This is a genomic window from Serratia sp. szju (assembly GCF_044594185.1).
In the GTDB taxonomy this organism is placed as follows: domain Bacteria; phylum Pseudomonadota; class Gammaproteobacteria; order Enterobacterales; family Enterobacteriaceae; genus Serratia; species Serratia bockelmannii.
The window spans coordinates 1,792,841-1,805,322 of record NZ_CP172576.1 but is presented as its reverse complement, the minus strand read 5'-3'; the positions used below and the strand labels follow the sequence as shown (position 1 = coordinate 1,805,322).

Here is a 12,482-nt window from a genome sequence, read left to right as displayed (position 1 = left end):
TTTTTTTATAGCTGCTTGATGACCCTGGCCGGGTTGCCGCCCACCACGCAGTTGGCCGGCACGTCTTTGGTCACTACCGCGCCGGAGGCCACGACCGCATTATCGCCGATGGTCACGCCCGGATTGATCACCGCGCGCCCGCCGATCCACACGTTGTCGCCAATCTTGACCGGCTTGCCGAACTCCGCGCCGCCGACGCGGGTCTCGGCGTCCAGCGGATGGGTGGCGGTGTAGATATGCACGCCCGGCGCCAGCAGGCAGTTATCGCCAATATGCACCTCGCACACGTCGAGGATCACGCAGTCGAAATTGGCGTAGAAGTTCTTGCCGAGATAGATGTTATAGCCGTAGTCGCAGCGGAACGTCGGCTCAATGGTGCCGCCCTGATAGCCGCCCAGCAGCTCGTCCAGCCATTGTTTGCGCAGCTCGCCCTCTTCCGGCGAGGAGTGGTTATAGCGATGCGTCAACTGGCGCGCGCGCCGACGTTCGCTGCGCAGCAGGTCATCACCGGCGTCGTACAGCTCCCCGGCGATCATCTTGCGCTTTTCTTCGCTGATGGCCATGTCGGCCTCCTTAATCTTATCGCGTTTCTTGAATGCCCAAGCGTAGCCGTTTTTTCCTGACGACAAAAAGGGAACGTTCCCAATTTAAAGCCGCGATCACGATTTAACACGAAAAAGCAGGAGAAAACGGGCGGTGCCGCCGCCCGGCAATCAGGCGCGCAGTTCCTGGCGCACGTGTTCGGGCAGGCCTTCCACCACCAGCTGATAGGAGCTGTCGATCAGCGTATAAAACTGCGAGTTCGGCAGGTTGCCGTCGAGAAACACCGTATTCCAGTGCGCCTTGTTCAGGCCGTCGCAGGCGACGATCTCCGGGTGGTGCTCGCGCAGGCTTTCCGCCAGCTCCGGGCTGGACTTGATTGCCAGCGCCGGCCGCCCTTCGACCTCGCACACCATCGCGAACATCACGTCGCCCACCTTGATCTGGCTGGCCTGCCACTGGTTCTGGTCGCTTTGCTCCGCGCCCGGCTTCGCCATGCAGTACTCCAGCAATGCGCTGTTATTCATTGGGTTATTCCCCCTGTAATGTGGCCACAATACGGCGTGCTCCGCCGTGGATGCGGTGCTCCCCCAGCCAGATGCCTTGCCATGTGCCCAACATCAGCCGCCCGTGCCTGACGGGCAGCGTCAAGGAAGCGCCCAGCAGCGAGGATTTGATGTGCGCCGGCATGTCGTCCGGCCCTTCGTAGTCATGTTGATAGGGTGCGTTTTCCGGCACCTGGCGCAGGAAATGCTGCTCCATATCGGCTCGCACCGTGGGATCGCAGTTCTCGTTGAGCGTCAGCGAGGCCGAGGTATGCTGCAGCAACAGATGCAGCAGGCCGGTTTGCAGGCGGTGTAAGTGGGTTAACTGGTTGACGATCTCGTCGGTAACCAGATGAAAGCCACGCGCTTTTGCGCTGAGGATTAGCGTTTGCTGATGCCACATGAGTGAGCGCCCCTCAATCAGTATATTCTCTCTCCGGTTTGCGGCAACTTCGGCGGCGCACCGGCAATAAAAAAGGAGCGATATCGCTATCGCTCCCCGATGAACGTCCGTTCAGACTAACAGGCGTTACTGCACCGCGGCAAACGCCTCGGCCACCTGACGCACGTTGTTGTGGTTCAGGCCGGCCACGCACATGCGGCCGCTGTGGATCAGGTAGACGCCGAACTCTTCACGCAGGCGATCGACCTGCGCCGCGCTGAAACCGGTGTAGCTGAACATGCCGCGCTGAGCCAGCAGGTAATCGAAATTGCGCTGCGGCAGCGCGCTCTTCAGGGTGTCCACCAGCGCGTGACGCATCTCGAGGATGCGGGTGCGCATGCTCTCCACTTCGTCCAGCCACTGGGTTTTCAGCTGGGCGTCGTTCAGCACCTTGGCCACCAGCTGCGCGCCGAAGTTCGGCGGGCTCGAGTAGTTGCGGCGCACGGTGGCCTTCAGCTGGCCCAGCACGCGCCCGGCCGCCTCTTCGCTTTCGCACACCACCGACAGGCCGCCGACGCGCTCGCCGTACAGCGAGAAGATCTTCGAGAACGAGTTGCTCACCAGGCACGGCAGGCCGGCCGCCGCGATGGCGCGAATGGCGTAGGCGTCTTGCTCCATGCCGCCGCCGAAGCCCTGATAGGCGATATCAAGGAACGGAATGATTTCACGATCGGCGATCACCTTGACCACCTCATCCCACTGGGTAGGGGTCAGGTCGGAACCGGTCGGGTTGTGGCAGCACGGATGCAGCAGCGCGATGCTGTGCTTCGGCAGCTGTTTCAGCGCGGCGAGCATGGCGTCGAACTTCACGCCCAGGCTTTCGCTGTCGAAATACGGATAGGTATTCACTTTGAAACCGGCGCCGCTGAAGATGGCGACGTGGTTTTCCCAGGTCGGATCGCTGACCCACACCTGCGAATCCGGGAAGTAGCTTTTCAGGAAGTCGGCGCCCACTTTCAACGCGCCGGAACCACCGACGGTCTGAATGGTGGCGATGCGCCCCTGCTGCAGCATCGGATGCTGCGCGCCGAACAGCAGTTGCTGGATGGCGGAGCGATAGGGTTGCAGCCCTTCCATCGGCAGGTATACCGAGGCGCCGTGCTCGACGCTGTTCAACTGCGCTTGCGCCGCGGCGACCGCCCGCATCTGCGGAATGATGCCCTGCGCATCGTAGTACAGGCCGATACTCAGGTTTACCTTGTGCGCGCGCGGGTCTTGTTTGAATTTTTCCATCAGCGACAGAATGGGATCGCCGGCATAGGCGTCAACGTTCTGGAACACGGGGTTTTTCTCCTGGTTTATTTATTGTGGTTTAGGCACAGCGTTACGTTCCTAATATAGACGGAAAAGCGCATTTGGTTTCAGCTTTCTCGCGTCACCGGCAACAAACCGTTTTCCTTGATGCGATTGAGCACCACCGCCGTTTTGATATGCGCCACGCTTTTGTGCGGCGACAGCGTCTGGCTGATGAATTCGCTCAGCGCCGGCAGGTCAGCCACCGCCACTTTCAGCAGGTAATCGGCGTCGCCGGTGGTCTTGTAAGCGTCAAGGATCGCGTCCACGTCCTCCAGCATCTGATGAAAGCTGTCGATCTGCTCCTGCGCGTGCGTGATCAGGCTAACTTCAATCAGCCCCACCAGCCCCAGGCCGACCGCCTCTGGCGCCAGCCGCGCGTGGTAGCCGCGGATCAGCTGCGCCTGCTCCAGGCTGATGCGCCGCCGTGAACACTGGGAAGCGGAAAGCCCCACCAGTTCGCTCAGCTCCTGATTGGTCAAACGGCCGTTGGCCTGTAACAGCGTCAGGATTTTCATATCAAAATCGTCAATGTTGTACATAGCCACCTGTAAACTGTGTTAATAAATGTTGACGTTACAGCCTACCAGTTTTTTTACCGTTGCCGACGTCACACCCTGGCGCTTAAATCGCGTACAGCAGCAACGCCCGGCGTTTTCGCCGGTAAGCGGCATAAAAAACGGCTAACTCATGCAGACAAACGACAATTAACGGCGAAGTAACGCATAAAACCACGAATGTATAAAAAGGACGCCAGATGAAAAAGCTACTCCCCCTCGCGCTGCTGCTCGCCGCCGGCAGCGCCAGCGCGCAATCCCACCTGGACAAAGTGCTGCAGCAAAAGACCCTGGAGGTCTGCACCACCGGCGACTACAAGCCCTATACCTTCCTCAAGGAAGACGGCAGCTATGAAGGCATCGACATCGACATGGCGCAATCGCTGGCCAAGAGCCTGGGCGCCAACGTGAAGTGGGTGAAAACCAGCTGGAAAACCCTGACGCCGGACTTCGCCTCCGGCAAGTGCGACATCGCGATGGGCGGCATCTCCGTCACGCTGGAGCGGCAAAAACAGGTGTTCTTCGCTGACAAGCTGGATACCGACGGCAAAATCCCGCTGGTGCGCTGCACCGACGTGAAGAAATACCGCACTATCGAACAGATCAACAAGCCGTCGGTGCGTCTGTTGGAACCGGCGGGCGGCACCAACGAAGCCTTCGTGCACGCCTATCTGCCGAAGGCCAAACTGACGCTGACGCACGACAACATGAGCATTTTCCAGCAGCTGGTGGATCGCAAGGCGGACGTGATGATCACCGACGCCTCCGAGGCGCTGTACCAGCAGAAGCGCTATCCGAAGCTGTGCGCGGTGAATCCGACCAAACCGATGCAGTACGGCGAGAAGGCTTACATGCTGCCGCGCGACGATCTGAGCTGGAAACTGTATGTGGATCAGTGGCTGCACCTGGCCAAGGCGACCGGCGAGTATCAGAAGGTTATCGACAAGTGGTTGGCGGTAAAGAAGTAACCCGCTGAGAAACGGGGCCGACGCGCGTCGGCCCCTGCGGCGCATCAGTCGCCGATGTATTCCATCGCCATACGCTGCGTGAGCTTGGTGATCAGTTCGTAAGCGCTGATGCCGGTGCAGGCGGCGATGCGTTCGACCGGCAGCGCCTGGCCCCACAGCACCGCTTCATCCCCCACCTTATCGGCGGCGTCCGGCCCGAGATCGACCGAAATCATGTCCATCGACACCCGGCCGACGATCGGCACTTCGCGGCCGTTGATCAGGATTGGCGTACCGGTCGGCGCGCTGCGCGGGTAACCGTCGCCGTATCCCATCGCCACCACGCCCAGCCGGGTATCGCGCGGGCTGACCCAGGTGCCGCCGTAGCCGACCGCTTCGCCGGCCTTGTGCTCGCGCACCGCGATCAGGCTGGATTTCAGGGTCATCGCCGGCTGCAGACCATGCTCGGCGCCGCTGCCGTTATCCAGCGGCGACACGCCGTACAGAATGATGCCGGGGCGCACCCACTCGTTGTGGGCGTCCGGCCACAGCAGCGTGCCGCCGGAGGCGGCGACCGAACGCTGGCCCGGTTTACCGCGCGCGAACTGCTCAAAGCAGGCGATCTGTTTCAACGTGGTGTCGGACTCCGGTTCATCGGCGCGGCTGAAGTGGCTCATGATATTGACCGGCTGCGCCACGTTGCGGCAGGCGCACAGGCGCTGATAAAACGCCTCCGCGTGTTCGGGGCGCACCCCCAGCCGATGCATGCCGGTATCGAGCTTCATCCACACCGGCACCGGGCGCGCCAGCTCGGCCTGCTCCAGCGCTTCGAGCTGTTCGATGCAGTGCACCGCGGTTTCGATGTTGTTCGCCACCAGCACCGGCAGATCTTCGGCACTGAAGAAGCCTTCCAGCAGCAGGATCGGCTTGACGATGCCGCCGGAACGCAGCATCAGCGCCTCGCCGATGCGCGCCACGCCGTAGCAGTCGGCGTCTTGCAGGGTGTGTGCTGTTTCCAGCAGGCCATGTCCATAAGCGTTTGCTTTCACAACGGCAATCAGGCGGCTTTGCGGCGCCTGGCGGCGCACCTGTTGCAGATTATGTCGCAGAGCGCGGCGGTCGATTACAGCGGTTGCCGCTTTCATTTCAGTTCCTTAGCTGATTATTCGTCATCGTATTGTGGCCCCGCGTAGTTGTCGAAACGCGACCACTGGCCGTTAAAGGTAAGGCGCACGGTACCGATCGGGCCGTTACGCTGCTTACCGATAATAATTTCCGCGATCCCTTTCAGATCGCTGTTCTCGTGATACACCTCATCACGATAGATGAACATAATCAGGTCGGCGTCCTGCTCGATAGAGCCGGATTCACGCAGGTCGGAGTTAACCGGGCGTTTGTCGGCGCGCTGCTCCAGGCTACGGTTCAGCTGCGACAGCGCCACCACCGGCACCTGCAGCTCTTTCGCCAGCGCCTTCAGCGAGCGCGAAATCTCGGCGATCTCCAGCGTACGGTTGTCGGACAGGGCCGGCACGCGCATCAGCTGCAGGTAGTCAATCATGATGAGGCTAAGCCCGTCGTGCTCGCGGAAAATGCGCCGCGCGCGCGAGCGCACTTCGGTCGGCGTCAGGCCGGAGGAATCGTCGATGTACATGTTGCGCTTCTCCAGCAGGATACCCATGGTGCTGGAAATGCGCGCCCAGTCCTCGTCGTCGAGCTGGCCGGTACGGATGCGCGTCTGATCCACGCGCGACAGCGACGCCAGCATACGCATCATGATCTGCTCGCCGGGCATCTCCAGGCTGAAGATCAGCACCGGTTTTTCCTGGGTCATCGCGGCGTTTTCGCACAGGTTCATGGCGAAGGTGGTTTTCCCCATCGATGGACGGGCGGCGACGATGATCAGATCGGACTTTTGCATGCCCGCGGTTTTCTTGTTGAGGTCCTGATAGCCGGTATCGACCCCGGTCACGCCGTCGTGCGGCTGCTGATACAGCTGCTCGATGCGCGATACGGTGTCTTCCAGGATGCGTTCGATGCCCTTCGGGCCTTCGTCTTTGCTGGCGCGGTTCTCGGCGATTTGGAATACGCGGGATTCCGCCAGATCGAGCAGGTCTTCGCTGCTGCGCCCCTGCGGATCGTAGCCGGCGTCGGCGATTTCGTTAGCCACCGAGATCATTTCGCGCACCACCGCGCGCTCGCGCACGATGTCGGCGTAGGCGCCGATGTTGGCGGCGCTCGGGGTGTTTTTCGACAGCTCGGCCAGGTAGGCGAAGCCGCCGACCGAGTCCAGTTCACCCTTCTGCTCGAGCGATTCGGACAGGGTGATGAGGTCGATAGGCTTGCTCATCTCCAGCAGACGCTGCATCTCGGTAAAGATCAGGCGATGCGGGCGGCTGAAGAAGTCGTTGGCGACCACGCGTTCCGCCACGTTGTCCCAACGCTCGTTATCCAGCATCAAACCGCCCAACACCGACTGCTCGGCCTCCAGCGAGTGCGGCGGCATCTTCAGCCCTTCCATCTGACGATCTCTGGAACGCTCTCTGGTTTCGTCCGCGTTTGTTTTGTTGGTTGGTTTTTTTCCTGCCATGAAACGTAGTCTTTATCCGGTTGCGAATGAGGGTGAGGCTGCTGACGCAAGAGTATACGTGATTTTTCCGCACGATTCCGCCGCATAATTGCCACAGGCTGGCGCACGGGCAGGCTAGATCTCCGCAGCCAAAAGGCATAGGGTGAATTCAGATAACCAAATGAGGGTAGAACATGGCCAAGCGCATTCAATTCTCCGCCACCGGCGGGCCGGAAGTCTTGCAATACGTTGATTTTACACCGCTCGATCCGGCTGCCGGCGAAGTGCAGATCGAGAACAAGGCGATCGGCATCAACTACATCGACACCTATGTGCGCAGCGGACTGTACGCGCCGGCCAGCCTGCCGAGCGGCCTCGGCACCGAAGCGGCCGGCGTGGTGACCAAGGTCGGCGCCGGGGTCAGCGTCCTCAAACCGGGCGACCGGGTGGTGTATGCGCAATCGGCGCTCGGCGCCTACAGCGAGATCCACAACGTCTCGGCAGAACGCGTGGCGCTGCTGCCGGGCAACCTTAGCTTTGAACAGGGTGCAGCCTCTTTCCTCAAAGGGCTGACGGTATACTACCTGCTGCGCCAGACCTATGACGTGCAACCGGGTGAAGTGTTCCTGTTCCATGCCGCGTCCGGCGGCGTCGGGCTGATCGCCTGCCAGTGGGCGAAAGCGCTGGGTGCGCGCCTGATCGGCAGCGTCGGTTCCGACGAGAAGGCCGCGCTGGCGAAACAGGCCGGCGCCTGGGCCACCATCAACTACCACAAAGAGGATATCGCCCAGCGGGTGGCCGAGCTGACGCAGGGCGAGAAGGTCGGCGTGGTGTACGATTCGGTGGGTAAAAGCACCTGGCTGGCCTCGCTCGACAGCCTGAAGCGTCGCGGCCTGATGGTGAGCTTCGGCAACGCCTCAGGCCCGGTGACCGGCGTCGATCTGGCGCTGCTGAATCAGAAGGGCTCGCTGTACGTCACCCGCCCTTCCCTCAACGGCTATATCACCAACCGCGCCGAGCTGCAGTACGCCAGCAACGAGCTGTTCTCCCTGATCGGCAGCGGCGCCATTCGGGTAGAAGTGAAAGACGAGCAGAAATTCGCGCTGGCCGACGCCCAGCGGGCACACCAAGTATTGGAAAGCCGCAGCACCAGTGGCTCCAGCCTGCTGATCCCCTGATCGCGGCCAAAGAAAAGGGCTCCTTACGGAGCCCTTTCTGTTACTGCGTTTTGTAGGGGTAGAGCAGAGTCCGCCAGAGACAGGGGGTTGCTTCAGCAACACGAATTTTGGTTGTCTCTCACGGTGATGAAATCGGTCGCATCACTGCATCGACCCACATCCTAACAGCCCCGTGCGGCAAAAAACACGCTTTATGTGCCACATCGCCGGGTAAAACTGCCAAGCTGTGATCGCTGCCGCATTAGCGTGGCGGGCAGTTATGCAAGTTTCATCGCGACTGACTGATTATTCAGCAAAAAATCAGTAACGCCTGGCCTGCGGTTTCTGCATCGAACGGTAAATCCATACCCCGACCACCGCCAAAATCAGCCACGGCAGCAGCTTAATCACCACCGCGAACAACCCGCCCAACAGCATGAACGCCGCCGCCACCAACAACGCGGCGAAGATCCCCAGCAGCGAGATGCCGGTCACCATCAGCATCACCACAAAGCCAATGAGAAAGAAGATTTCCAACATGATTGCTCCTTTGCAATACAACGTATCTGCAGAGTGGATTACAAGAAGCGTGCCAGAATGGCGGAAGGGCTAACCTATTGAAAAAATAGGACAGGCATCCGGTAACGTACCGAATGCCTGGCGAAAAACACTAACTATTGGTCAAATTTTTTGCGGGTTACGCCATTTCGACGCGCGGCTGACGCACCAGCGCCAGCGCCTGCTCCACCACCCGCGCATCGGCGCCCGGCTTGTGGGCGTTCTCGCTCAGGTGGCGACGCCACTGGCGCGCGCCCGGCACGCCCTGGAACAAACCGAGGATGTGACGGGTGATGTGGCCGAGATAGGTGCCGTTGGACAGCTCGCGCTCGATATACGGATACAGCGCTTCGACGATCGCCACGCTGTCCGGCACCGCGGTCTGCGCGCCGAACAGTTCGCTGTCGACCCGCGCCAGGATACCCGGATTCTGATACGCCTCGCGCCCCATCATCACACCGTCCAGATGCTGCAGATGCTGCCGCGCCTCTTCCAGCGTTTTCACCCCGCCGTTAATGGCGATGGTCAGCGCCGGGAAATCCCGCTTCAGCTGATAAACGCGCGGGTAGTCCAGCGGCGGCACTTCGCGGTTCTCTTTCGGGCTGAGGCCGGAGAGCCAGGCTTTGCGAGCGTGGATAGTGAACATGTCGCACTCGCCGCGCCCGGCGACGGTCTGGATAAAGTCGCACAGGAAGGCGTAGCTGTCCTGATCGTCGATGCCGATGCGGGTCTTCACCGTCACCGGTATCGATACGACGTCGCGCATCGCCTTGATGCAATCGGCGACCAGCGCCGCCTGGCCCATCAGACAGGCGCCGAACATGCCGTTTTGCACGCGATCGGACGGGCAGCCGACGTTGAGGTTAATCTCGTCGTAACCGCGCTGCTCCGCCAGCTTGGCGCAATGCGCCAGCGCGGCCGGATCGCTGCCGCCCAACTGCAGCGCCACCGGATGCTCTTCTTCGCTGTAGGCCAGGTAATCGCCCTTGCCGTGGATGATCGCGCCGGTGGTCACCATTTCGGTGTACAGGAGCGTTTCCTTGGTCAAGAGGCGGTGGAAGTAACGGCAATGACGATCGGTCCAGTCGAGCATCGGCGCGATGGAGAAACGATTGGCGGCGTAGGTTGGGGCGTGGTTGTCTTTCGTCATGCTGAGTTACTGGCTACCTGAGTCTGTCTGGGTTCAACGAACGGCGCGCGGCCGCAAACGGCTATTATAACGACAATCAGCGCCGTTGGGAAAAACCGCTTGCCGCCGGCAAAAATAAGCGGAGACAAGGCGAATAAACCCACTCGTTCAGGTGTTATCTCATTACGGGCGCGCACGGCGCCTCTGCCTTGAGGACACAACCATGAACAGCTTCATTAAACGCCTGCTGGCATCGGCCATTGCCGGCTGCCTGCTGTTTTCCGGCGCGGCGCTGGCGATGGGCGGCGACGGCAGCAGCCAAACCCCGCCGACCTGCCCGAAAGGCCAGGTCTACGACAGCAAAACTCAGACCTGCATGGTGGATAAAAGCGGCAAGGTCGACGACGTCGACCGCACTAACTACGCCTATGCGCTGGCGAAAAGCGGCCGCTATCAGGAAGCGCTCGATATGCTCAACACGCTGAAAGATCCCAACACCGCCGTTGCGCTGAACTATCGCGGCTACGCCACGCGCAAACTTGGCCGCACCGATGAGGGTATCGGCTATTATTTAAAATCAGTAGCTCTCGATCCGAAATACCCTAAAGTGCGCGAGTACCTGGGGGAAGCCTACATGCTGAAAGGCCGACCCGATCTGGCGCGCCAGCAGTTGCAGGTGATCCAGTCGCTGTGCGGCACCAAATGCGAGGAGTACCGCGATTTGGCGGCGGCCATCGACCGCCACCCGGAATCTTGATCCGACGCGCCTGCGGAGGTGACTATCAGCGGCGATGCGATACGCGATGAACTCGGCCACTATCTCTCCCGCCTGTGGCGCTATGCGCTGGTGCTTTCGCACCGGCGGGATATCGCCGACGATCTGGTGCAGGCGACCTGCCTGCGTGCGCTGGAGCGCGCTGCGCAATTCACTCCCGGTTCGCACCTGGATCGCTGGTTGTTTTCCATCCTGCACTCCATCTGGCTCAATGAAGTTCGCGCCCAACATCTTCGCCAGGGGCAAGGCTGCATGGCGGCGGAAGAGCTTGGCGATGCAAACAACGGTGAACAGCCGGTCTGGCTCCATGAAGTGATGCGACGCGTCAGCCGGCTGCCGGCGGCTCAGCGCAACGCGCTGTTTCTGGTGTATATCGAAGGGCTATCCTATCGGGAGGCCGCGAAAGTGCTGGCGGTGCCAATCGGCACCGTCATGAGCCGCCTGGCGGCCGCACGCTTGGCGTTGGCCGATGACCGCCCGTTGGCAAACGACGGCCCGCACCGCAAAGAGAGCCATCCCGCCCCCTTGCCTCCTGCTCGTCGATAACGCCCTATTCCAACGAGCGGATAACCCGGCATGGCTGCCCCAGCGCCAGCACGTTGGCCGGGATGTCGCCGGTGACGATGCTGCCCGCGCCGATGGTCGTGCCGTCGCCGATGGTCACTCCCGGCAGGATCACTACGTTGCCGCCGATCCAGACGTTGTTGCCAATGGACACCGGCTGCGCCGAGGTGCGGAAAGGGAAATCCGGATCGCCGGTGAAGCGCTCTGCGGCCTTCAGCGGGTGGCTCGGCGTATAGATTTGCACGTTGGGGCCGATCAGCGTGTTGTCGCCGATGGTGATGGTATTACAATCGAGGAACACCGCATTGACGTTGATAAAACAGTTTTTACCGATGCGGACATGCTGCCCGTAGTCGCACCAGAATGGCGTTTCAATCCAACTCGCCTTCCCCCAGGCGCCAAACAGCTCGCCGAGCAGGCGGTTTTTCTCGTCCGCCTGATGCGAGTCCAGCGCCCCCAAGCTTTTGGTCAACGCCCTCGCCCGATGGTACAGGGCGATCAGTTCTTCATCGCGGCTGTTGTACTCCAGGCCGCTTAACAGCTTCTCTCTTTCCGTCATCACACAGGGCTCCTGCTCATCACGCGGGTGAAAGGCGTTATACCGCTCTCGTCCCCCGCTCTCCAGCGCTAAAACCGGCAACGTTGATTTGCCGCCCGACGGCGGGGAAAAGTTGTGATGCAACTCTCTTTTCGCGCGATCGACGCGCCTTTCCCTGCGCTATCCTCAGGGGAAAAGGGGGCAACTCTCGGCGATTCGCCGTAATCATGGTAAAATCGGCTTTTTTACGTACCGGGATATTTGCGATGAACTCAACCACCCAGGAAAAGCTGCTGGCGCAGGCTGAACGCCTCTGCCAGCAACGCAATGTGCGATTGACGCCGCAACGGCTGGAAGTGCTGCGTCTGATGACTCAGCAACCCGGTGCAATCAGCGCATATGACCTGCTCGATCTGCTGCGCGTCGCCGAACCGCAGGCCAAGCCGCCGACGGTCTACCGCGCGCTGGATTTTCTGCTGGAGCAAGGGTTTATCCATAGAGTGGAATCGGCCAACAGCTACGTGCTGTGCCACCATTTCGAACAGCCGATGCATACGTCCGCGCTGTTTATCTGCGACCGCTGCGGCCAGGTGACCGAACGCACCACCGAAGGCGTGGAGGAAACGCTGCAGAAGCTGGCGCAGGAAGCCGGATTTGCACTGCGGCACAGCGTGGTGGAAGCGCACGGTCTGTGCGCCGGTTGCGTTGAAGTTGAGGCTTGTGACAGCAAGCATGATTGCGCCGAACACGATCACAGCATCGCCATCAAGAAGAAGTAAGACGAAGTCAGGTACTTCCCTGTACCTGCAGCCGGGGCGCCAGAGGATGGAGCGACGCCGGCCTGCGCTGTTGCCGGCCGCCGTCAGTGGCG

General features: G+C 60.8%; 15 protein-coding genes. 5 read left to right on the top strand and 10 right to left on the bottom strand.

The features are described from left to right. Positions 1–5: 5 nt before the first annotated feature. The 5 genes from maa to RE418_RS08535 form a co-directional block, all read right to left on the bottom strand. Positions 6–563: a maltose O-acetyltransferase gene (gene maa / locus RE418_RS08555; RefSeq protein WP_025304441.1), complete on the bottom strand. Its 558-nt coding sequence runs from the start codon at positions 561–563 to the stop codon at positions 6–8. 150 nt (positions 564–713) lie between these two features. Next, positions 714–1,067 (bottom strand): MmcQ/YjbR family DNA-binding protein, encoded by a 354-nt coding sequence (locus RE418_RS08550; RefSeq protein ID WP_025304442.1) that lies wholly within the window; start codon positions 1,065–1,067, stop codon positions 714–716. 4 nt (positions 1,068–1,071) lie between these two features. Further along, positions 1,072–1,488, bottom strand: coding sequence for a secondary thiamine-phosphate synthase enzyme YjbQ (locus RE418_RS08545; RefSeq protein WP_004936779.1), 417 nt, complete (start codon positions 1,486–1,488; stop codon positions 1,072–1,074). 126 nt (positions 1,489–1,614) lie between these two features. Further along, positions 1,615–2,808, bottom strand: coding sequence for an amino acid aminotransferase (locus RE418_RS08540; RefSeq protein ID WP_399676063.1), 1,194 nt, complete (start codon positions 2,806–2,808; stop codon positions 1,615–1,617). Positions 2,809–2,888: 80 nt separating this feature from the next. Further along, entirely contained in the window at positions 2,889–3,362 is a 474-nt protein-coding gene (locus tag RE418_RS08535; protein ID WP_025304444.1) for an Lrp/AsnC family transcriptional regulator, read from the bottom strand. A gap of 215 nt (positions 3,363–3,577) precedes the next feature. Between RE418_RS08535 and RE418_RS08530 the strand changes: the two genes are divergently transcribed. Further along, positions 3,578–4,345, top strand: coding sequence for a transporter substrate-binding domain-containing protein (locus RE418_RS08530; protein WP_049204325.1), 768 nt, complete (start codon positions 3,578–3,580; stop codon positions 4,343–4,345). Between the two features lie 44 nt (positions 4,346–4,389). Here the strand turns inward: RE418_RS08530 and alr are convergent, their stop codons facing one another. Together alr and dnaB are read right to left on the bottom strand one after the other, a co-directional pair. Beyond that, positions 4,390–5,469: an alanine racemase gene (gene alr / locus RE418_RS08525; protein ID WP_399676061.1), complete on the bottom strand. Its 1,080-nt coding sequence runs from the start codon at positions 5,467–5,469 to the stop codon at positions 4,390–4,392. Between the two features lie 17 nt (positions 5,470–5,486). After that, positions 5,487–6,911: a replicative DNA helicase gene (gene dnaB, locus RE418_RS08520; RefSeq protein WP_025160134.1), complete on the bottom strand. Its 1,425-nt coding sequence runs from the start codon at positions 6,909–6,911 to the stop codon at positions 5,487–5,489. Between the two features lie 173 nt (positions 6,912–7,084). Between dnaB and RE418_RS08515 the strand changes: the two genes are divergently transcribed. Then, positions 7,085–8,068, top strand: a complete 984-nt coding sequence (locus tag RE418_RS08515) for a quinone oxidoreductase (protein ID WP_025304447.1) — start codon at positions 7,085–7,087, stop codon at positions 8,066–8,068. 300 nt (positions 8,069–8,368) lie between these two features. Here RE418_RS08515 and pspG read toward each other — a convergent pair whose 3' ends face one another. After that, positions 8,369–8,587, bottom strand: coding sequence for an envelope stress response protein PspG (gene pspG, locus RE418_RS08510; protein WP_025304448.1), 219 nt, complete (start codon positions 8,585–8,587; stop codon positions 8,369–8,371). A 157-nt stretch (positions 8,588–8,744) separates the two neighbouring features. Then, the gene (dusA, locus tag RE418_RS08505) at positions 8,745–9,755 is read right to left on the bottom strand and encodes a tRNA dihydrouridine(20/20a) synthase DusA (RefSeq protein ID WP_042785464.1); all 1,011 of its coding nucleotides are present in this window, start codon (positions 9,753–9,755) and stop codon (positions 8,745–8,747) included. Positions 9,756–9,957: 202 nt separating this feature from the next. Here dusA and RE418_RS08500 point away from each other — a divergent pair, with 202 nt between their 5' ends. Both RE418_RS08500 and RE418_RS08495 read left to right on the top strand, forming a co-directional pair. Then, a complete protein-coding gene (locus RE418_RS08500) occupies positions 9,958–10,491 on the top strand; it encodes a tetratricopeptide repeat protein (protein ID WP_060434710.1) in 534 nt (177 codons plus the stop codon). 18 nt (positions 10,492–10,509) lie between these two features. Continuing rightward, positions 10,510–11,055 (top strand): RNA polymerase sigma factor, encoded by a 546-nt coding sequence (locus RE418_RS08495; protein ID WP_089181385.1) that lies wholly within the window; start codon positions 10,510–10,512, stop codon positions 11,053–11,055. Between the two features lie 4 nt (positions 11,056–11,059). Here RE418_RS08495 and RE418_RS08490 read toward each other — a convergent pair whose 3' ends face one another. After that, entirely contained in the window at positions 11,060–11,632 is a 573-nt protein-coding gene (locus RE418_RS08490; RefSeq protein ID WP_025304451.1) for a sugar O-acetyltransferase, read from the bottom strand. Between the two features lie 245 nt (positions 11,633–11,877). On the opposite strand from RE418_RS08490, the gene zur reads away from it, so the two are divergent. After that, entirely contained in the window at positions 11,878–12,390 is a 513-nt protein-coding gene (zur, locus tag RE418_RS08485) for a zinc uptake transcriptional repressor Zur (protein ID WP_015379223.1), read from the top strand. Positions 12,391–12,482: the final 92 nt, after the last annotated feature.

Excerpts from the sequence above, each read along its gene's own strand:
- RE418_RS08500 (WP_060434710.1), top strand. The coding sequence starts at position 9,958 with ATGAACAGCTTCATTAAACGCCTGCTGGCATCGGCCATTGCCGGCTGC.
- RE418_RS08515 (WP_025304447.1), top strand. The coding sequence starts at position 7,085 with ATGGCCAAGCGCATTCAATTCTCCGCCACCGGCGGGCCGGAAGTCTTG.
- alr (WP_399676061.1), bottom strand. The coding sequence starts at position 5,469 with ATGAAAGCGGCAACCGCTGTAATCGACCGCCGCGCTCTGCGACATAAT.
- dusA (WP_042785464.1), bottom strand. The coding sequence starts at position 9,755 with ATGACGAAAGACAACCACGCCCCAACCTACGCCGCCAATCGTTTCTCC.
- RE418_RS08550 (WP_025304442.1), bottom strand. The coding sequence starts at position 1,067 with ATGAATAACAGCGCATTGCTGGAGTACTGCATGGCGAAGCCGGGCGCG.
- RE418_RS08545 (WP_004936779.1), bottom strand. The coding sequence starts at position 1,488 with ATGTGGCATCAGCAAACGCTAATCCTCAGCGCAAAAGCGCGTGGCTTT.
- RE418_RS08535 (WP_025304444.1), bottom strand. The coding sequence starts at position 3,362 with ATGTACAACATTGACGATTTTGATATGAAAATCCTGACGCTGTTACAG.
- maa (WP_025304441.1), bottom strand. The coding sequence starts at position 563 with ATGGCCATCAGCGAAGAAAAGCGCAAGATGATCGCCGGGGAGCTGTAC.
- pspG (WP_025304448.1), bottom strand. The coding sequence starts at position 8,587 with ATGTTGGAAATCTTCTTTCTCATTGGCTTTGTGGTGATGCTGATGGTG.
- RE418_RS08490 (WP_025304451.1), bottom strand. The coding sequence starts at position 11,632 with ATGACGGAAAGAGAGAAGCTGTTAAGCGGCCTGGAGTACAACAGCCGC.
- RE418_RS08530 (WP_049204325.1), top strand. The coding sequence starts at position 3,578 with ATGAAAAAGCTACTCCCCCTCGCGCTGCTGCTCGCCGCCGGCAGCGCC.
- dnaB (WP_025160134.1), bottom strand. The coding sequence starts at position 6,911 with ATGGCAGGAAAAAAACCAACCAACAAAACAAACGCGGACGAAACCAGA.
- zur (WP_015379223.1), top strand. The coding sequence starts at position 11,878 with ATGAACTCAACCACCCAGGAAAAGCTGCTGGCGCAGGCTGAACGCCTC.